Consider the following 18642-nt stretch of genomic DNA (forward strand, 5'->3'; position numbering starts at 1 on the left):
GTCGTCCTGGATTTTTCGTGACTGCCGGCGTCCTGCCGGCAGCCTCGGCAATCGCAACATCAGGCGCTATCAGGACCTTGCGCTGAACCTGAATACGCCGTGCTCGTCCTGTGTGCGCACCAGGCTGCCAGCCAGCCACAGTTGGTGCAGGTGCGCCAGCGCCTCTCCCAGTGCGAACGAAATCTGGTGCGCATCGAGCTTGCGCCGGAACATGACCGGCACGATATCGAAGCCCGACATCGGCGCCTCGCGGCATGCCACCAAAACTTCTTCCAGCCGTTCGGCATGATGCTCGCGCAATTGCCGTATCCGGATATGCATGCCACGAAACGGTTTGCCGTGTGATGGCAACACCAGTGTGTCACCCGGCAGCGACGAAAACTTGCCCAGCGAGTCCAGGTAAAGCTGGACCGGATTGCCATCCGGCTCGAAACATTGCACCGAGACATTGGTCGAAATGCGCGGCAGCACCATGTCGCCGGCGATCAGCAGATTGCGTTCTTCGTTATACAGCGCAGCGTGTTCCGGCGAATGGCCAAAACCTGTAATGATGCGCCAGGCGGCATTGCCGATGCGGATTGACTGTCCGTCAATCATGCGCCGGTAGCTCGTCGGTACCGATGGCACCAGCGACGCATAGTGGTTCCTGCGCTGCCGGACTTCTTCAGTGACTTCGCCTGCCAGTCCATTGCGACGGAAATGCTCCACCATCGAGGCGCTGTCGAATCCCGGCAAGCCGGCCGACATCATGCGGGCGACCGCGTATTCGCCGGCAGTGGTCCATAGCTGTACTCCCCAGCGCTGGCAAAGCCAGCTTGCCAGCCCCATGTGGTCCGGGTGGTAGTGGGTGGCGATGACACGCAGCACTGGCCGGCCTTGCAAGGCCGTGGCGAACACGCTTTCCCAGGCCGTGCGGGTCGGATCGGTGGCAATGCCGCAGTCGATCACGGTCCAGCCGCGCACCATGCCCTGCCCGTTGTCCTGCTCGTCTTCCAGCAACCACAGGTTGATGTGGTTCAGCGCAAAGGGCAGCGCCATGCGCAGCCAGAGCACGCCAGGGGCTACCTGGTGCACGCCGCCGGTTTCCGGCAAGGTGTCGCCCAGGGGGTAATCCAGTTCCAGCTCAAGATGATTCATCACTCTTTCTCAAAACAAAGCGTGGCCGGCATCTGCTGTCCATTTGCCGGCCACGCGCTACAATGCATCGATGGTTTTCCAGTCGTCGACCGCAATTCTAGTTCACTAATCGTCTGGCGCGCTGCCAGTGCCTTGTCGGCGCTTCCTGCCCGCTGCATTCGAGGTCCCCATGCTTCATGTTCCCGGCCTGAGTTTTGACCACGGCGAAGACATCGCCGCCCTGCGCGAGAGCGTGCAACAATTTTCCGCCGCCGAGATTGCGCCGCGCGCTGCCGATATCGACCGCAGTGACCAATTCCCGCCGGACCTGTGGCGCAAGATGGGTGCAATGGGTCTGCTTGGCGTGACCGTCGAGGAGGAATACGGCGGCAGCGCGATGGGTTACCTCGCGCACATCATTGCGATGGAGGAAATCTCGCGTGCGTCGGCCTCGGTCGGCCTGTCTTATGGCGCGCACTCGAACCTGTGCGTCAACCAGATCCGCCGCAACGGCACCGACGCGCAAAAGCGCAAATACCTGCCCGGGCTGGTGTCGGGCGAACTCGTCGGCGCGCTGGCGATGTCGGAGCCCAACGCCGGCTCGGATGTGGTCGGCATGCGGCTGCGGGCCGACTTCAAGGGCGACCGCTGGGTGCTCAACGGCACCAAGATGTGGATCACCAACGGTCCCGATGCCGATGTGCTGGTGGTGTACGGGAAGAACGATATCGAAGCCGGTGCGCGTGGCATGAGCGCGTTCCTGGTCGAAAAAAGCTTCAAGGGATTTTCGGTTGCCCAGAAGCTCGACAAGCTGGGCATGCGCGGCTCCAACACCGGCGAACTGGTGTTCGAGGACTGCGAAGTGCCGGCCGAGAATGTGCTGGGTGGATTGGGGCGCGGCGTCAACGTGCTGATGTCGGGCCTGGACTTCGAACGCACGGTGCTGTCGGGCGGTCCCTTGGGCATCATGCAAGCCTGCATGGATGTGACGATTCCCTACCTGCATGAGCGCAAGCAGTTCGGCCAGCCGATCGGTGAATTCCAGTTGATGCAGGGCAAGCTGGCAGACATGTACTCCACCATGATGGCCTGCCGTGCTTATGTGTATGCAGTGGGCCAGGCCTGCGACCGCGCCGGCACGCCCGAAGCGGTGCGGGCATTGCGCAAGGACGCCGCCGGTGCGATCTTGTATTCCGCTGAAAAAGCGACCTGGATGGCGGGCGAGACGATACAGGCGCTGGGTGGTAACGGCTATGTAAATGACTATCCTGCCGGGCGCTTGTGGCGTGACGCCAAGCTCTATGAAATCGGCGCCGGCACCAGTGAAATCCGGCGCATGCTGATCGGCCGCGAGTTGTTTGCACAGACGCGGCAAGACTGAAAGCTGCGCTGCTTGCACCGGCCCGGCGCAACCGGGTGCAAGCTCATGCCCGGCGTGATCAGGACCCCGACCCACCGACATGGTGCAAAATACCGGTCACGCAATGCACAGCCGGACTTGGCAAACCAGCCAGTAAACAATGAAGCACACCTCAATAATGGAGCAAGCAAAATGAATGATCCGATCGTCATCGTCGGTGCCGCCCGCACGCCAATGGGCGCATTCCAGGGCGACTTTTCTTCGGTTACGGCCAGTGAGCTTGGCGCCGTGGCGATCCGCGCCGCGGTCGAGCGCGCCGGCATCGCAGCCGACCAGGTTCAGGATGTGATTTTTGGCAACTGCCTGATGGCCGGCCAGGGCCAGGCACCGGCACGCCAGGCAGCGATCAAGGCCGGCATACCGACTTCCGCCGGCGCCGTGACCCTGTCGAAAATGTGCGGCTCTGCGATGCAGGCTGCAATGTATGCGCACGACGCGCTGCTGGCCGGCACCAACGATGTCATCGTTGCCGGAGGCATGGAGTCGATGACCAATGCACCCTACCTGATCCCGAAAGCACGCGGCGGTTACCGCATCGGCCATGCCATGATGTATGACCACATGATGCTCGACGGCCTGGAAGACGCTTATGAAGCCGGTCGTTCAATGGGCACTTTCGGCGAAGAATGCGCCGCCAAGTACCAGTTCACGCGCGAAGCGCAGGATGCCTTTGCGATTGAATCGGTCAAGCGCGCCCAGGCCGCGACGGCGGACGGTTCTTTTGCATGGGAGATCGCGCCGGTCACGGTAAAAGGTCGCGGCGGTGACGTCGTGGTCGACAAGGATGAAGGTCCGCTCAAGGCAAAGCTGGACAAGATCGCTACGCTCAAGCCCGCCTTCAAGAAAGACGGCACCATCACCGCAGCATCGTCGTCATCGATCAATGATGGCGCCGCCGCGCTGGTGATGATGCGCGAATCGACGGCGCAGAAACTTGGCTGCAAGCCGATTGCCCGCATCCTGGGCCATACCCGCCATTCGCAGGCGCCGAACTGGTTCACCACCGCACCGGTGGGCGCAATCGACAAGCTCTACAAGAAAGTTGGCTGGAGCACCGCGGAAGTGGACCTGTTCGAAGTCAACGAAGCATTTGCCGCCGTCGCCATGGCCGCCATGGTCGAGCACAAGATCCCGCATGAGAAAATCAACATCCATGGCGGCGCCTGCGCGCTCGGCCATCCGATCGGTGCATCCGGCGCACGCATTATCGTCACGCTGATCGGCGCGTTGAAAAAGACGGGCGGCAAGCGCGGCGTTGCCACGCTGTGCATTGGCGGTGGCGAAGCCACTGCCATGGCAATCGAGTTGATGTAGCCATGCCGGTCGCTCTGGTCATCGGCGCGTCGCGCGGCATCGGCCGTGAATTCGCGCGTCAGTTGCTGGATGAAGGCTGGCAAGTGTTCGCGACGGCGCGTGATGCTGGCGCCGTAGCCGAACTCAATGCCGCCGGTGCGGCTGGCATCAAGCTCGACGTCACGCAGCCGGAGTCGCTGGCCGCATTGGGCTGGCAAATGGACGGCGTCGCGCTCGACCTGGTGCTTTATGTCGCCGGCGTGTACGGCCCGCGCATTGGGCCGACGCAGTCGCCAGGCGCCGCCGATTTCGACCTGGTGATGCATACCAACGTGCTGGGCGCAATCCAGGCCGTGCCGCTGCTGGCGCCGATGGTGGAAGCGGCGGATGGCCGCTTTGTTTTCATCAGCAGCGGCATGGGCAGCATCGGCGGCCTGCAATCTGGCGATGGCTGGCTTTACCGCGCGTCCAAGGCCGCGCTCAACATGGTGGTCCGGGCGGCTGCGTTCGAGTATGCGCGGATCACGATGATCACCATGTCGCCCGGCTGGGTAAAGACCGACATGGGCGGCGTCGATGCACCGATTGGCGTCGAACAAAGCGTGGCGGGCATGTTGCGCGCAATCGGCAGCACCACGCGCGCCGACAGCGGCAGCTTCATCAATCATGAAGGCAATATCGTGCCATGGTGACGCTGCCGATGGACCGGCAATAGCCGCCGGCCTGAGTGGCCGGTGGCAGCCGGCATCATGAAGAATTGAATAGCGAAGGGGACAGCATGGCAGCAGAGATCGAATTCTTTTTTGATTTTTCTTCGCCTTACGGCTATTTCGGATCGACCGCGATCGAAGCCTTGGCGGCGCGCCACGGTCGCACCGTGCGCTGGCGTCCGATCCTGCTGGGCGTGATCTTCCGCGCCACTGGCAGCGGTCCGCTGGTATCGATCCCGCTCAAGGGCGACTATGCCCGGCTCGACTTCAAGCGGACTTCGCGATTCCACGGCATCGATTTCAACCTGCCCGATCCGTTCCCGATATCGAGCACGGCACCGGCCCGCGCCATGTTGTGGACGCGCGCGGAACATGGCGACCAGCAAGCCGTGGCATTGGCCAAGGCCTTGTATCGCGCCTATTTCGTCGACAACATCGACATCAGTTTGGCGGCCAATGTCGTGCAGGTCGGCTCGTCGTTGGGTCTGGATGCCGCTGCGCTGGCCGTCGGGCTGGACAGTACCGAAGCCCGCGCGCAACTCAAGGCCGATACCGATGAAGCGATGCAGCGCGGCGTATTCGGTTCGCCATTCGTCATCGTCGACGGCGAGCCATTCTGGGGTTTCGACCACTTTGCGCATATCGACGCTTACCTGTCCGGAATGACGACGGCCGCCGCGACCCCAGCGGCTGCGCCGGGGCCGATCAAGGGCCATCGCCAGATGGTCGATGAGGCGAGCGCGAAGATCCGTCGTTACACGGTAGAAGAAGCGATGGCCAGGCTGCAGGATCCCGATGTGCAGTTTGTCGACATCCGCGACGTGCGCGAGCTCGAACGCGAAGGCGTGGTGCCGGGCGCGATGCATGCACCGCGTGGCATGATCGAGTTCTGGGTCGATCCATCATCGCCCTATCACAAGCCGCAGTTCGCCCAGCCCAAGGAATTCATTTTCTTTTGCGCCGCCGGTTGGCGCAGCGCGCTGACGACTGCCACTGTGCAGGAAATTGGCCTGCAGAATGTGGCCGACATCGAAGGGGGATTCGGCGCCTGGAAAGCGGCCGGCGCGCCGGTCGCAGAAAAGGCGAAGAAGGCTTGAGCGGCAAGAGCTTGCCTTGCCCCTGCGGCGGCGCCGACTATGCCCAATGCTGCGCGCGCATGATCGAGCACGGCGAGATCGCGGCGAATGCCGAAGTATTGATGCGCTCGCGCTACAGCGCTTTTGTGCTGCGCAATGAAGGTTACCTGCTGCAGACCTGGCATGCATCAACCCGGCCGCAGCCGCCGCTCACAGATGATGGCGTCAAATGGCTGGGACTGGAAGTCAGGCGGCACCAGCGGCAAGCGCAAGACGAGCGCGCTACGGTCGAGTTCGTTGCGTGCTACCGCAGCGGCGGACGTGGGCATCGTCTGCATGAGCTAAGCAATTTCGTACGGGAACAAGGCAGGTGGTGGTACGTGGACGGCAGTTTCCCGGGAAAAGAAAAATGACGAAGATAGAAAGCCGGCTCAATCCGCGCGCGGATGATTTCATTGCCAATGCCGCAGCGATGCGCGCGCTGGTGGCCGACCTAGAACAGAAAGTGGCCCAGGTTGCGCTTGGCGGTGGCCAGCAGGCGCGCGACAAGCACACTGGACGCGGCAAGCTGTTGCCACGCGACCGCGTGCAGGCGCTGCTAGACCCCGGCACGCCCTTCCTCGAATTTTCGCAACTGGCCGGCTACCAGATGCATCGCAATGAAGCGCCCTGCGGCGGAATCATCACCGGCATTGGCCGGGTGGCGGGCCGCGAGTGCGTGATCGTCTGCAACGATGCCACGGTCAAGGGCGGCACCTACTATCCGATCACGGTGAAAAAGCATTTGCGGGCACAGGAAATCGCCGAGCAGAACCGGCTCCCCTGCATTTATCTGGTCGACAGCGGCGGCGCAAACCTGCCCAACCAGGATGAAGTATTTGCCGACCGCGACCACTTTGGCCGCATCTTCTTCAACCAGGCCACCATGTCGGCCAAGGGCATTGCGCAAATTGCGGTGGTAATGGGTTCCTGCACAGCAGGCGGCGCGTATGTGCCGGCAATGAGCGACGAGTCGATCATCGTCAAGGACCAGGGCACGATCTTCCTGGGCGGCCCGCCGCTGGTCAAGGCAGCCACTGGCGAAGTGGTTTCCGCCGAGGACCTGGGCGGCGGCGACGTGCACACGCGCTTGTCCGGCGTGGTCGACCACCTGGCGCAAAACGATTTGCATGCACTGGCGCTCGCGCGCCGCATCGTCGGCAACCTGAACGCCAGCAAAAAACACGAACTGGAACTGCGTCCGCCGCAGGAGCCGGCCTACCCGGCCAGCGAATTGTATGGCGTGATACCGACCGACACGCGCAAGCCTTTTGATGTGCGGGAAGTGATTGCGCGTATTGTGGACGCCAGCGCCTTCGACGAATTCAAGGCGCGCTACGGCACCACGCTGGTGTGCGGCTTTGCCCATTTGCATGGCATGCCGGTGGGCATCATCGCCAATAACGGCATCCTGTTTTCCGAGTCCGCACTCAAGGGAGCGCATTTCATCGAGCTGTGCTGCGCCCGCAAGATTCCACTGGTGTTCTTGCAGAACATCACCGGTTTCATGGTCGGGCGCAAATACGAGAATGAAGGCATTGCCCGCAACGGCGCCAAGATGGTGATGGCGGTGGCCAACGCGGCAGTGCCCAAGCTGACCGTCATCATCGGCGGCAGTTTCGGCGCCGGCAACTATGGCATGTGCGGCCGCGCATTCGCGCCGCGCTTGTTGTGGATGTGGCCCAACGCGCGCATTTCGGTGATGGGCGGCGAGCAAGCCGCCAGCGTGCTGGCCACCGTGCGGCGCGACGGCATCGAGGCGCGCGGCGAGAGCTGGAGCGCGCAGGACGAACAAGCCTTCCGCCAGCCGATCCGCGAGCAGTACGAGCACCAGGGACATCCGTATTACGCCAGCGCCCGCCTGTGGGATGACGGCGTCATCGACCCGGCCGATACCCGCCGGGTACTGGCGCTGGGCCTGTCGGCGGCGCTCAATGCGCCGATCGGAGAGACTCGCTTTGGCATCTTCCGGATGTAATCGATTCAGTTGCAATGAAACCAGCCGCAATGAAACAAGGTGCAATGAGCAGACCATGACCCAGGAATACGCCGGCTACCAAACCATCGCCGTCGCCATCGACGCCCGGGTCGCGACCGTGACGCTGAACCGGCCCGCGTTGCGCAATGCATTCAACGAAATCACGATCGCCGAATTGAGCGCCGTATTCGGGCAGCTGGGGAACGATCCCGCGGTGCGGGTGATCGTGGTGGCTGCCAGCGGTCCGGCATTCTGCGCTGGCGCCGACCTGCACTGGATGAAGAAAATGGCCAGCTACAGCCATGCAGAAAACCTGGCCGATGCGGCCGCGCTGGCCGCCATGTTGCGCGCCATCGACCTGTGTTCGAAACCGGTCGTGGCCAGGGTGCAGGGCGATGCCTATGCCGGCGGCGTCGGCCTGGTCGCTGCGGCTGATATCGCGGTGGCCGCGCAGGGTGCGCAATTTTGCCTTTCCGAAGTCAAGATCGGGCTGATTCCTGCGACAATCTCGCCCTATGTGATTCGCGCAATGGGCGCTTCGGCCGCGCGCCGCTATTTCCTGACCGCCGAGCGATTTCCTGCACAGCAGGCGCACCGGATCGGACTGGTGCACGAAGTGGTCGAAGCACAAGCGCTGGACAGCACCGTGGCCGGCATTGTCAATGCGCTGCTGGCGGCCAGCCCGCACGCGGTGGGCGCGGCCAAGCAACTGGTGCGCGACGTCGCCGGGAAGGCGATCGACGATGCACTGATCGCCGACACGGTTGGCCGCATCGCCGACATTCGCGCCTCTGACGAGGGCCGCGAGGGCGTGCAGTCCTTCCTCGATAAACGCAAGCCGCGCTGGCTGGACTGAGCCAGCCGACTGCCAAGAACAATTCGGAGCATTCATTGAAGCCATCATCGCAGGATGATTGGGTGGCACGCAGCCTGGACAGCGTGTGGCACCCATGTACGCAAATGCAGCATCACGAAACCATGCCGCTGGTGGCGCTTGCGCGCGGCCAGGGCGCATGGTTGTTCGATCACGACGGCCGGCGCTATCTCGACGCCATCAGTTCCTGGTGGGTCAACCTGTTCGGCCACGCCAATGGCCGCATCAATGCCGCGCTGGTGGATCAGTTGCAGCGGTTGGAGCACGCCATGCTGGCCGGCTTCACCCACGAGCCGGTGGTGCAACTGTCCGAGCAGCTTGCTGCGCGCACCGGCCATGCGCTCGGCCATTGCTTCTACGCTTCCGATGGTGCGTCGGCTGTCGAGATTGCACTCAAAATGAGTTTTCATTCCTGGCGCAACGGCGGCCAGTCGGACAAGCAGGAATTCGTCTGCCTGCAAGGCAGCTATCACGGCGAGACCATCGGCGCGCTGGGCGTGACCGATGTCGCACTGTTTCGCGACGCCTATGGGCCGATGCTCAAGTCCGCCCATGTGGTCGCCACGCCGGACGCCCGCCTGGCAGCGCCGGGCGAGACCGCCGCCGACGTCGCGGCACGCGCTGCGGGGGCGCTTGAAAGTTTGCTGCAGCAGCGCGGCGAGCGTATCGCCGCCGTCATCGTCGAGCCGCTGGTGCAGTGCGCGGCCGGCATGGTCATGCATGACCCGTCCTACCTGCGCGCCGTGCGCAATTTATGCGACCGCTACCAGGTGCACCTGATCGCCGACGAAATTGCCGTCGGCTGCGGTCGCACCGGCACTTTCTTCGCCTGCGAGCAGGCCGCCATCTGGCCCGATTTCCTGTGCCTGTCCAAAGGCATCAGCGGCGGCTACCTGCCCTTGTCGCTGGTGATGACGACCGATGCCGTGTACCAGGCCTTCTATGATCGTGACATGGCGCGCGGCTTCCTGCACTCGCATTCCTATACCGGCAATCCGCTGGCCTGCCGCGCCGCGCTGGCAACGCTGCAGATTTTCGATGAAGACGATGTACTGAATCAAAACCGCCAGCGCGCAAGCCAGTTGGGCCAGGCCCTGGCGCCGCTGGCGGCGCATCCGCAGGTGCGCCATTTCCGGCAACGGGGAATGATCCTGGCTTTCGATGCGCAGGTCGACAACCCGACGCAGGCTGCGTCGTTTGCGCGCCGCATGTTTGCCGCCGGGCTGGAACAGGAAGTCCTGTTGCGTCCGATCGGGCGCACGGTCTACCTGATGCCGCCCTATGTGCTCGACGAGGAAGAAATCGCGCTGCTGGCGCAGCGCACCCAATCCGTATTTGAACAAGAGGTATCACGCTGATGGAATTGATCGATCAATTGCAGCAACAGCTGGACCAGTTGAGCCATGCCCAGCTGCGCCGCCGCCGGCGCGTGGTCGGCTCGCCCTGCGCGCCCGCCATGCAGGTGGATGGCCAGCCCTTGCTGGCATTTTGCAGTAACGACTATCTTGGCCTGGCCAATCATCCGGCATTGGTCGAGGCGCTGGCCGAAGGCGCGCGCATCTATGGCGTCGGTAGCGGCGCATCGCACCTGATCAACGGCCACAGCCATGCCCACGTCGTGCTGGAGGAGCGTTTTGCCGACTGGTTGTCGCCGCACATCCCGTCGCCTGGCGCGCTGACTTTCTCGACCGGGTACATGGCCAACCTGGGCGTGCTGACAGGTCTGGGCGGGCCACACGCTGAATTGTTTTCCGAGGAACTCAACCATGCCTCGCTGATCGACGGTGCGCGGCTGTCGCGCTCGCAGGTCCGGGTCTATCCGCATGGTCGCATCGACATGCTGGCCGAACTGCTGGGGCAAAGCCAGGCGCAGGTCAAGATCGTCGTCACCGACAGCGTGTTCAGCATGGATGGTGACATTGCGCCCTTGCCGGCGATGTTGGCATTGTGCGAGCGCCATGGCGCGTGGCTGGTGGTGGATGACGCCCACGGCTTTGGCGTACTGGGCCAGCGCGGGCGTGGCGTGCTGTCGCATTTCGACTTGCGCTCACCATATCTCGTGTATGTCGGCACGCTGGGCAAGGCAGCCGGTGTCGCCGGCGCCTTCGTCGCCGCCCATGAGACCGTGATTGACTGGCTGGTGAACCGTTCGCGGCCGTATATTTACACCACCGCCTCACCGCCCGCACTGTCGCACGCGCTGATGAAGAGCCTGGACCTGATCGAAGGCGACGAGGGCGAGCAGCGCCGCGCGCACCTGCGCGCGCTGATTGCGCAAGTCAAACATGAGCTGCGCGACATGCGCTGGCAATTGATGGCATCGGAAACCGCGATCCAGCCGGTGATCATCGGCAGCAACAGCGAAGTGCAGAAGGCGGCGGCCGCCTTGCAGGAGCAAGGCATCTGGGTGCCGCCGATTCGCCCGCCAACCGTGCCGGCCGACTCGGCCCGCCTGCGCGTCACCCTGTCGGCCGCGCATACGCGCGAGCAGGCCAGCCGGCTGACATCGGCATTGCTGGCCATCGACAGCCTCGACCTGTGCCCGGCGCCATGACACAGGGCGCCGCCTGGTTCGTCATCGGCACCGATACCGAGATCGGCAAGACGCTGGTTTCGGCGGCGCTGCTGCACACATTGGCGCAGCGTGGCGTGCGCGCGGCGGGCATCAAGCCGGTTGCGGCCGGCGCCACCTGGCGCGATGGCGCCTGGCATAACGAAGACGCCGACATGCTCGCCGCCAACGCCGGTGTCGAACTGCCGCTGGAATTGTTGACGCCCTGCCTGCTGCGCCAGCCGATGGCGCCCCATATTGCCGCCGAGCTGGAACTGCACCGGATCGACCTGCCCCACCTGCGCGCCTGCTACGACCAGGTCGCTGCGATGGCGGATGCGGTGGTGGTCGAGGGCGTCGGCGGTTTTCGCGTGCCCCTGACCGATGGCGCCGATACGGCCGACATGGCGGTACAGTTCGGACTGCCGGTGATCATGGTGGTCGGCCTGCGCCTGGGTTGCCTGAGCCATGCCTTGCTGACCGCTGAAGCGGTCGCGGCCCGCGGCCTGGACCTGGTGGGTTGGGTCGCCAATACCGTCGATGCCGACATGCTGCAGATACAGGCGAATATCGATGCGCTGCAACAGCGTTTGCCCGCGCCGCTCTTGGGCGTGGTGCCGCGACTGGCGATTGCCGACGCTGCCCATGCGGCAGCGTACCTGGATTTTTCTTGCCTGCCGGGCTGGACTGCCGGCCGTGCGCAATAGCATGAACATGAGCCCACCAAAGGAACAACAGATGTCAAGTCAAGTCGTCGAATTCTTTCCCGCCGCCAAAGCCACGGCGGCCAATGCCAACGCAGCAGAAAGCCGGTGGCCGGTAGAGCAAGTGGCGGCATTGTTCGCCCTGCCCTTCAGCGATTTGCTGTACCGTGCGCAGCAAACGCATCGCGCGCATTTCGACCCGACCGAAGTCGAGCTGGCGACCCTGCTGTCGGTGAAGACCGGCGGCTGCGCGGAGGATTGCGGCTACTGCCCGCAGGCGGCGCGTTATGACACCGGCGTGACGGCGCAGAAAATCCTGCCGCTCGATACCGTGCTCGAACACGCCCGCGAGGCAAAGGCGCATGGCGCGACACGCTTCTGCATGGGCGCTGCCTGGCGCGAACCGAAGGAGCGCGATCTCGACCAGATCGAGGCGATGGTGCGCGGCGTCAAGGCGCTTGGCCTGGAGACCTGCGTCACACTGGGCATGCTGGGCGACGGCCAGGCCGAGCGGCTCAAGGGCGCGGGGCTTGACTACTACAACCACAATATCGATACCGCGCCGGAGTTTTACGACAAGGTCATCACCACGCGCGACTACCAGAATCGGCTCGACACCCTGGGCCGGGTACGCGACGCCGGCCTCAAGGTTTGCTGCGGCGGTATCGTCGGCATGGGCGAATCGCGCCTGCAGCGTGCCGGCCGGGTTGCGCAACTGGCCAACATGGATCCGTATCCGGAGTCGGTGCCGGTGAACCACCTGGTGCAGGTGGAAGGCACGCCATTGCATGGCACCGACCCGCTCGATCCGCTGGAGTTCATCAGGACCATTGCGGTGGCGCGCATCACGATGCCCAAGGCGCGGGTGCGCCTGTCGGCCGGCCGGCGCCAGATGAGCGACGCGGTGCAGGCCCTGTGTTTCATGGCCGGCGCCAATTCGATTTTCTATGGCGACAAGCTGCTGACCACCGGCAATCCGGAAGTGCAAGCTGATGCCGTCCTTCTCGACAAGCTGGGCATGCACAGCCGCAGCGGCCATGTCGATGCCCGCTGCGAGCTGGAATAGCAGAAGTACGGCCGGCGCCGGTGTGACCAACGCAGGACCATGACCGGCGCCGGCCGGATTTGCATCAGCATCAGCACCAGTATCAGAAACAGCGTTAGCAGCAGCATTAGCAGCAGCAGGACCACGCCCCGTATCCGTACCGGCCATCCACAACAGGAGCTACTGTGTTCACCAAGATACTGATTGCCAATCGCGGAGAGATCGCCTGCCGGGTGGCGGCGACTGCCCGTCGCCTCGGCATCAAGACTGTGGCGGTGTACTCCGAAGCGGATGCGCAGGCACGCCATGTTGCCGCTTGCGATGAAGCGATCCTGATCGGGCCGGCTGCTGCGCGCGACAGTTACCTGCGCGCCGACCGCATACTGGCTGCGGCCAGGGCCAGCGGTGCGCAGGCAATCCACCCGGGCTATGGCTTCCTGTCCGAGAACGATGCTTTTGCCGAAGCCTGCGCCGCGGCCGGCATCGTATTCATCGGACCGCCGGCGTCGGCCATCCGCGCAATGGGCTCGAAGTCGGCTGCCAAGACGCTGATGGAAAAAGCCGGCGTGCCGCTGGTTCCCGGCTATCACGGCGCAGACCAGGACGGTGCGCTGTTGCGCCGTGCGGCCGACGCCATTGGCTATCCGGTCTTGATCAAGGCCAGCGCCGGCGGTGGCGGCAAAGGTATGCGGATCGTTGAAACCAGCGGCGAGTTCGACGCCGCGCTGGCTTCCTGCCAGCGCGAAGCGATCAACAGTTTTGGCGACGACAGCGTGCTGGTCGAGAAGTACCTGACACGCCCGCGCCATATTGAAATCCAGGTATTTGCCGATAGCCATGGCGAGTGCGTCTACCTGTTCGAGCGCGATTGCTCGGTCCAGCGGCGGCACCAGAAAGTGCTGGAGGAGGCGCCGGCGCCAGGCATGAGCCATGAGCGGCGGCGGGCAATGGGCGAAGCGGCGGTTGCCGCCGCCCGGGCGGTCGGCTATGTCGGCGCGGGCACGGTGGAATTCATCGCCAACCAGGATGGCTCGTTTTATTTCATGGAAATGAACACCCGCCTGCAAGTCGAACATCCGGTGACGGAAATGATCACCGGCACCGACCTGGTGGAGTGGCAGTTGCGGGTGGCCTGCGGCGAGCCGCTGCCGTGCCGCCAGCAGGACCTGAGCATGTCCGGCCATGCGATCGAAGCGCGCGTGTACGCCGAAAATCCGGACAAGGGATTCCTGCCGGCCATCGGCACGCTGCACTATTTCTGCCAGCCGCCAGCGCTTGAATTCTGCACACCGGCCCGGCCATTGACGGCGGCGGCGGTGGCGGCAGAAGCGGCGGTGGCGACCAGGCCGGTGGTCCGGATCGACTCCGGCGTCGCGCAAGGCGATGCGATTTCGCCCTATTACGATCCGATGATCGCCAAGCTGATCGTCTGGGCGCCCACTCGCGACCAGGCCTGCGTGGCGATGGTCGCAGCACTGGCGCAAGTCGAAATCGCCGGCCTGGCGACCAATGTCGCCTTCTTGAAGCGGCTGGTCGGCAGCGCGCCGTTTCGCGCTGCCGACCTGGACACCGGCCTGATCGAGCGCCATCGCGATGCGCTGCTGCCTGCACCATGCCCGGCATCCCGCCATGCGCTGGCGCTGGCTGCGGCGTCGATCCTGGCGGCCGAGTTGCGACAGGCGGTGGGCAACAGCGACCCCTGGGCCGATGTCGGCGGCTGGCGCATGAACAGCCGCCTGACGCGAACCCTGCGCTTCGATGACGAAGTCGGTGCGCGCGCCGCATCGATCGCTTACAGCGGCGACCACTGGACCTTCACGCTCGATGGCAAGTCCGATGACATGCTGCTGGTGGCGGCAGAAGGCCAGCGGCTGGCGCTGCGCCTGGGTCATGAGACCGTGCATGGCAACGCCGTGCGGGTGGGCGAGATGGTGCATGTGTTCGTCGATGGCGAACATGCCCAGCTGCACTGGCAGGATCCGATGGCGCATGCCGGCGAGCTGGAGGAAGAAGGCGGCCGGCTGACCGCGCCGATGCCGGGCAAGATCGTGGCGCTGCTGGTCGAGCAGGGCGCCAGTGTGCAAAAAGGTGCGCCCTTGCTGATCATGGAAGCGATGAAGATGGAACACACGATTTGCGCGCCGCATGATGGCGTGGTCGCCGAGCTGATGTATGCCGTGGGCGACCAGGTTGCCGATGGCGCGCAACTGATCGTCTTTGCGCTTGGCGCCACACCAGCGGCGGCCTGAAGTCGCACCCGCTCGCAGCGGCCCGAACAATTCCAATCCCGAACAACACCAGCACGCAAGCAAGATCGAACCACAAGCCATGCAAATCCTGTTCTATGCACCCGAAGGCCGGCCCGAGCCCTGGCTGGCCGAATTGCAGTCCCACCTGCCGCAGGCGCAACTGCGGGCCTGGCAGCCGGGCGACAGCCAGCCGGCCGATTACGCCGTGGTCTGGGAGCCGCCGGTGGAACTGCTGCAGCAGCCGGGCCTGAAGGCCTTGTTCAACCTTGGCGCCGGTGTGGATGGCATCCTGCGCCATGGCGAGCAGATCCCGGCGGGCTTGCCGATCGTGCGGCTGGACGACGCCGGCATGGGCGAGCAGATGGCGCAATACGTCAGCTGGGCGGTGCTGGGCTACTTCCGCCGCTTCGCCGATTTTGCACGGCAGCAGCAGCAGGCCAGTTGGCGCTTCCTCAAACCGAACAACAAGCAGCAATTCACCATCGGCATCCTGGGCATGGGCGTGCTGGGCCAGTGCATTGCCGCTTCGCTGCTGCACTTCGGTTTTCCGGTCAATGGCTGGAGCCGCACTGGCAGGTCGACGCCGGGCGTCACCTCGTTCGCGGGGGACGGACAACTCGACGCTTTCCTGCGTGCTTCGCGCGTGCTGGTTTGCATCCTGCCGCTGACGCCGGCCACCACCGGCATCCTGAACCGGGAAAACTTGCAGAAGCTGCCGCCGCAATCGTTCGTGATCAATGTCGCGCGCGGGCCGCATGTGGTTGAAGAGGATTTGCTGGCATTGGTGCAGAATGGCCATATCGCCGGCGCGACGCTGGACGTGTTTTGCGAAGAACCGTTGCCGCCTGCCCATCCGTTCTGGTCCGAGCCTGCGATCACGGTCACGCCGCATATCGCCGCAGTGACCTTGCGGCCGGTGAGCCTGGCGCAGATTGCCGGCAAAATACGCAAGCTCGAAAACGGCGAGGAAATCGCTGGAGTAGTCGATCGCACAAAAGGATATTGAACATGACAAAACCCAATCTGCCGGGCAAGGTCAGGATTGTAGAAGTCGGCCCGCGCGATGGCCTGCAAAACGAACAGGCGACCATCCCTGCGGATGTCAAAGTGGAACTGATCGACCGCCTGACCCGGGCCGGCTTTCCGAATATCGAGGCGGCATCGTTCGTGTCGCCCAAGTGGGTGCCGCAGATGGCGACCTCGACCGAAGTCATGGCGCGCATACAGCGCAAGCCTGGCGTGGTCTATTCCGCGCTGGTGCCGAACATCAAGGGGTTCGAGGCGGCGCTGGCAGCACGCGTGGACGAAGTCGTGATCTTTGGCGCGGCATCGGAAGCCTTCTCGCAAAAGAACATCAACTGCTCGATTGCGGAATCGATCGAGCGCTTTGCCGAAGTAGCGCGCGCCACCAAGGCGCATGGCCTGCGCTTGCGCGGCGCCGTCAGTTGCGCCTTTGGCTGCCCGTACCAGGGCGCAGTGCCGGCGCAGGCAGCGGCCGATGTGGTGCGCCGCCTGCGTGACATCGGTTGCGATGAAATCGACATTGCCGACACCATCGGCGTGGCCACCCCCAACATGGTGGTCGACGTGATGGAGCAGGTCATCCGCGATTTTCCGGTGTCGCAATTGTCGGGTCATTTCCATGACACTTACGGGCAGGCGCTGGCCAATATTTACGCCAGCCTGGAGTGCGGCATCACGATCTATCATTCCTCCGTGGCGGGCCTGGGCGGTTGCCCGTATGCGAAAGGCGCGACCGGCAACGTCGCCACCGAAGACGTGCTGTACCTGATGCAGGGCCTGGGCATTGAAACCGGCATTGACCTGGACCAGGTGGTTGAGGCCGGCCAGTTCATTTCGGCTGCGCTTGGGCGCAAGTCCACCAGCCGTGCCGGCAATGCCATTGCCGCGAAGCGGGCGGCCTGATGGTGACGACCCTGCCTCGCCCACTGCCTACTTCCCTGAAGCCGCAATCGATGAACGACAAGCTGCCGCCACCATCGCCCTGCATTGATATCTGTCGCATGGAGCAGCACACCGGCCTGTGCGTCGGATGCCTGCGCACGATCGACGAAATCACGGCCTGGGGCGGTGCCCCGGACGAGTACAAGCGCGGCATCTGGCGCGCCATCGAACGCCGGCGCAGCGAGCTTGCCGACGTGGCCGCCAACGCCACCGACGCGGTCGTGACCGGGGGCCTGCAATGAGCCTGAATTTTTACCAGCCGGACCGCACCGTCACCGGCCCTGCCTACAGCGCCTGGTTCAAGATATTGGCGACACTGGTATGCACCGCCCTTGCCGTGTACAGCGTGCGCATCATCCTCGGATTTCCGCTGCTGCAATATGGCTTTGGTGTGAAAGTGCTGCTGGCGGGTGCGGCGCTGATGCTGGTGATCAGCTACTACTGGTTCCTGCGTTCGATGGTGACGATTGACGGCCGGGGCATCTCGCAAACATGGATGTATAACCGGCGGGTCGAGTGGCCCGACGTGCGCAGTGCCAAGATGATCGGCATTCCCTACCTGAGCTGGCTGTTCCCGCCGCGCCTGGTAGTGCGCACCGGCACCGCTTTCGTCACTTTCAATGGCGGCAACCGCGAATTGCTGATCGAGTTCGCAAAAATTTCGATGGCTTACCGGATGAAGCGATGAAGCTGCCGGCGGGCATGCTGGTACTGGAACGGGGCTGGCTGTCGGCCAACAACATCCTGTTCCTCGGGCAGGACGACAGCGCTTTGGTCGATACCGGCTATGTCACACACGCCGCGCAAACCCTGGCCCTGGTCGCCCACGGCCTGGCTGGCCGGCCGCTGGACCGGCTGCTCAATACCCACCTGCACTCCGATCATTGCGGCGGCAACGCGGCGCTGCAAGCACAATATAACTGCCACACAACGATTCCACAGGCCGAAGCCGCCGCCGTGCGCGACTGGAACGAAGACGCGCTGACTTACCGCGCCACCGGCCAGTCATGCCCCCGCTTTGCGTTCGACGCCACTCTTGCCGGCGGCCAGACCGTGCGGCTGGGCGACCTCGACTGGCAGGCGCTGGCCGCACCCGGGCACGATCCGCATTCACTGGTGCTGTACTGCCCGGCAGAAGGCTTGCTGATATCGGCGGATGCGCTTTGGGAAAACGGCTTCGGCGTCATATTCCCGGAACTGGCTGGCGAGCCCGGTTTTGCCGCTACCCGCGCCACGCTGGAGATGATCGCCCAACTTGATGTGCGCGGCGTGATACCCGGCCATGGCGCCCCCTTCGCTGACGTGGGCGCCGCGCTGGAGCGCGCATTCAGCCGGATTGATTACCTGGCGGCAGATCCGCTGCGCAATGCGCAGAACGGTGTCAGGGCGCTGGTCAAATTCCGCTTGCTGGAGCGGCGCGAAGTGACGCTCGCAGAGCTGGCCAACTGGCTGCGTGATGTGCCCTTGTTTGCGACCATGAACCGGCGCTACCTGAAGATGGACGAGCATGCATTGGCAGAATGGACCGCGCATGAATTGGTCAGGGCTGGCGTGGCGACGCTTCATGAGGACATGCTGCGGGACTGCTAGCTTGCCTGCACCGGATCGTGGCCAGACCTGAA

18 protein-coding genes and 1 pseudogene are annotated in these 18642 nt (G+C 63.9%); 18 read left to right on the forward strand and 1 reads right to left on the reverse strand.

What is annotated here, in order from left to right:
- Positions 1-69: 69 nt before the first annotated feature.
- Positions 70-1137, reverse strand: coding sequence for an MBL fold metallo-hydrolase (locus Q7T64_RS08530; RefSeq protein WP_304794337.1), 1068 nt, complete (start codon positions 1135-1137; stop codon positions 70-72).
- A 169-nt stretch (positions 1138-1306) separates the two neighbouring features.
- Here Q7T64_RS08530 and Q7T64_RS08535 point away from each other — a divergent pair, with 169 nt between their 5' ends.
- From Q7T64_RS08535 to Q7T64_RS08620, 18 genes and pseudogenes are all read left to right on the forward strand, one after another.
- The gene (locus tag Q7T64_RS08535) at positions 1307-2497 is read left to right on the forward strand and encodes an isovaleryl-CoA dehydrogenase (RefSeq protein WP_304794341.1); all 1191 of its coding nucleotides are present in this window, start codon (positions 1307-1309) and stop codon (positions 2495-2497) included.
- A gap of 171 nt (positions 2498-2668) precedes the next feature.
- The gene (locus tag Q7T64_RS08540) at positions 2669-3850 is read left to right on the forward strand and encodes an acetyl-CoA C-acetyltransferase (RefSeq protein WP_304794344.1); all 1182 of its coding nucleotides are present in this window, start codon (positions 2669-2671) and stop codon (positions 3848-3850) included.
- Positions 3851-3852: 2 nt separating this feature from the next.
- Complete coding sequence (locus Q7T64_RS08545; RefSeq protein ID WP_304794348.1) at positions 3853-4521, forward strand: SDR family oxidoreductase; 669 nt, start codon at positions 3853-3855, stop codon at positions 4519-4521.
- Positions 4522-4607: 86 nt separating this feature from the next.
- Positions 4608-5180: pseudogene (locus Q7T64_RS08550) on the forward strand (2-hydroxychromene-2-carboxylate isomerase); the annotation flags it as partial.
- A gap of 21 nt (positions 5181-5201) precedes the next feature.
- Complete coding sequence (locus Q7T64_RS08555) at positions 5202-5636, forward strand: rhodanese-like domain-containing protein (protein ID WP_304794436.1); 435 nt, start codon at positions 5202-5204, stop codon at positions 5634-5636.
- 59 nt (positions 5637-5695) lie between these two features.
- Positions 5696-6028: a YchJ family protein gene (locus tag Q7T64_RS08560; RefSeq protein ID WP_304794439.1), complete on the forward strand. Its 333-nt coding sequence runs from the start codon at positions 5696-5698 to the stop codon at positions 6026-6028.
- Positions 6025-7632, forward strand: coding sequence for a carboxyl transferase domain-containing protein (locus Q7T64_RS08565; RefSeq protein ID WP_304794351.1), 1608 nt, complete (start codon positions 6025-6027; stop codon positions 7630-7632). Before Q7T64_RS08560 ends, Q7T64_RS08565 begins: the two co-directional genes overlap by 4 nt.
- Positions 7633-7687: 55 nt before the next feature.
- On the forward strand, positions 7688-8488 hold the full coding sequence (locus tag Q7T64_RS08570; protein ID WP_304794354.1) for an enoyl-CoA hydratase/isomerase family protein: 801 nt from the start codon (positions 7688-7690) through the stop codon (positions 8486-8488).
- A 35-nt stretch (positions 8489-8523) separates the two neighbouring features.
- The gene (bioA, locus tag Q7T64_RS08575; protein WP_370653282.1) at positions 8524-9864 is read left to right on the forward strand and encodes an adenosylmethionine--8-amino-7-oxononanoate transaminase; all 1341 of its coding nucleotides are present in this window, start codon (positions 8524-8526) and stop codon (positions 9862-9864) included.
- Entirely contained in the window at positions 9864-11060 is a 1197-nt protein-coding gene (gene bioF, locus Q7T64_RS08580) for an 8-amino-7-oxononanoate synthase (RefSeq protein ID WP_304794360.1), read from the forward strand. The genes bioA and bioF overlap by 1 nt, the downstream gene beginning before the upstream one ends.
- On the forward strand, positions 11057-11764 hold the full coding sequence (bioD, locus tag Q7T64_RS08585; protein WP_304794364.1) for a dethiobiotin synthase: 708 nt from the start codon (positions 11057-11059) through the stop codon (positions 11762-11764). The genes bioF and bioD overlap by 4 nt, the downstream gene beginning before the upstream one ends.
- A gap of 31 nt (positions 11765-11795) precedes the next feature.
- Positions 11796-12827 (forward strand): biotin synthase BioB, encoded by a 1032-nt coding sequence (gene bioB / locus Q7T64_RS08590; RefSeq protein ID WP_304794367.1) that lies wholly within the window; start codon positions 11796-11798, stop codon positions 12825-12827.
- Between the two features lie 164 nt (positions 12828-12991).
- Positions 12992-15055: an acetyl/propionyl/methylcrotonyl-CoA carboxylase subunit alpha gene (locus Q7T64_RS08595; RefSeq protein WP_304794370.1), complete on the forward strand. Its 2064-nt coding sequence runs from the start codon at positions 12992-12994 to the stop codon at positions 15053-15055.
- Positions 15056-15134: 79 nt separating this feature from the next.
- A complete protein-coding gene (locus Q7T64_RS08600) occupies positions 15135-16061 on the forward strand; it encodes a glyoxylate/hydroxypyruvate reductase A (RefSeq protein WP_304794374.1) in 927 nt (308 codons plus the stop codon).
- Positions 16062-16063: 2 nt separating this feature from the next.
- The gene (locus Q7T64_RS08605; RefSeq protein WP_304794377.1) at positions 16064-16981 is read left to right on the forward strand and encodes a hydroxymethylglutaryl-CoA lyase; all 918 of its coding nucleotides are present in this window, start codon (positions 16064-16066) and stop codon (positions 16979-16981) included.
- 50 nt (positions 16982-17031) lie between these two features.
- Positions 17032-17262, forward strand: a complete 231-nt coding sequence (locus Q7T64_RS08610; protein ID WP_304794380.1) for a DUF1289 domain-containing protein — start codon at positions 17032-17034, stop codon at positions 17260-17262.
- Positions 17259-17708 carry a hypothetical protein gene (locus tag Q7T64_RS08615; RefSeq protein ID WP_304794383.1) on the forward strand — a complete coding sequence of 150 codons (450 nt, stop codon included), beginning with the start codon at positions 17259-17261 and terminating at the stop codon, positions 17706-17708. The genes Q7T64_RS08610 and Q7T64_RS08615 overlap by 4 nt, the downstream gene beginning before the upstream one ends.
- On the forward strand, positions 17705-18610 hold the full coding sequence (locus Q7T64_RS08620) for an MBL fold metallo-hydrolase (RefSeq protein WP_304794386.1): 906 nt from the start codon (positions 17705-17707) through the stop codon (positions 18608-18610). Before Q7T64_RS08615 ends, Q7T64_RS08620 begins: the two co-directional genes overlap by 4 nt.
- The last annotated feature ends 32 nt before the right edge of the window (positions 18611-18642 follow it).

Source organism: Lacisediminimonas sp., assembly GCF_030645335.1.
GTDB lineage: Bacteria > Pseudomonadota > Gammaproteobacteria > Burkholderiales > Burkholderiaceae_D > Lacisediminimonas.

Excerpts from the sequence above, each read along its gene's own strand:
- Q7T64_RS08605 (WP_304794377.1), top strand. The coding sequence starts at position 16,064 with ATGACAAAACCCAATCTGCCGGGCAAGGTCAGGATTGTAGAAGTCGGC.
- Q7T64_RS08530 (WP_304794337.1), bottom strand. The coding sequence starts at position 1,137 with ATGAATCATCTTGAGCTGGAACTGGATTACCCCCTGGGCGACACCTTG.
- Q7T64_RS08555 (WP_304794436.1), top strand. The coding sequence starts at position 5,202 with ATGACGACGGCCGCCGCGACCCCAGCGGCTGCGCCGGGGCCGATCAAG.
- bioD (WP_304794364.1), top strand. The coding sequence starts at position 11,057 with ATGACACAGGGCGCCGCCTGGTTCGTCATCGGCACCGATACCGAGATC.
- Q7T64_RS08600 (WP_304794374.1), top strand. The coding sequence starts at position 15,135 with ATGCAAATCCTGTTCTATGCACCCGAAGGCCGGCCCGAGCCCTGGCTG.
- Q7T64_RS08540 (WP_304794344.1), top strand. The coding sequence starts at position 2,669 with ATGAATGATCCGATCGTCATCGTCGGTGCCGCCCGCACGCCAATGGGC.
- Q7T64_RS08570 (WP_304794354.1), top strand. The coding sequence starts at position 7,688 with ATGACCCAGGAATACGCCGGCTACCAAACCATCGCCGTCGCCATCGAC.
- Q7T64_RS08615 (WP_304794383.1), top strand. The coding sequence starts at position 17,259 with ATGAGCCTGAATTTTTACCAGCCGGACCGCACCGTCACCGGCCCTGCC.
- Q7T64_RS08610 (WP_304794380.1), top strand. The coding sequence starts at position 17,032 with ATGAACGACAAGCTGCCGCCACCATCGCCCTGCATTGATATCTGTCGC.
- Q7T64_RS08545 (WP_304794348.1), top strand. The coding sequence starts at position 3,853 with ATGCCGGTCGCTCTGGTCATCGGCGCGTCGCGCGGCATCGGCCGTGAA.
- Q7T64_RS08535 (WP_304794341.1), top strand. The coding sequence starts at position 1,307 with ATGCTTCATGTTCCCGGCCTGAGTTTTGACCACGGCGAAGACATCGCC.
- Q7T64_RS08565 (WP_304794351.1), top strand. The coding sequence starts at position 6,025 with ATGACGAAGATAGAAAGCCGGCTCAATCCGCGCGCGGATGATTTCATT.
- Q7T64_RS08620 (WP_304794386.1), top strand. The coding sequence starts at position 17,705 with ATGAAGCTGCCGGCGGGCATGCTGGTACTGGAACGGGGCTGGCTGTCG.
- Q7T64_RS08560 (WP_304794439.1), top strand. The coding sequence starts at position 5,696 with ATGATCGAGCACGGCGAGATCGCGGCGAATGCCGAAGTATTGATGCGC.
- bioF (WP_304794360.1), top strand. The coding sequence starts at position 9,864 with ATGGAATTGATCGATCAATTGCAGCAACAGCTGGACCAGTTGAGCCAT.
- bioB (WP_304794367.1), top strand. The coding sequence starts at position 11,796 with ATGTCAAGTCAAGTCGTCGAATTCTTTCCCGCCGCCAAAGCCACGGCG.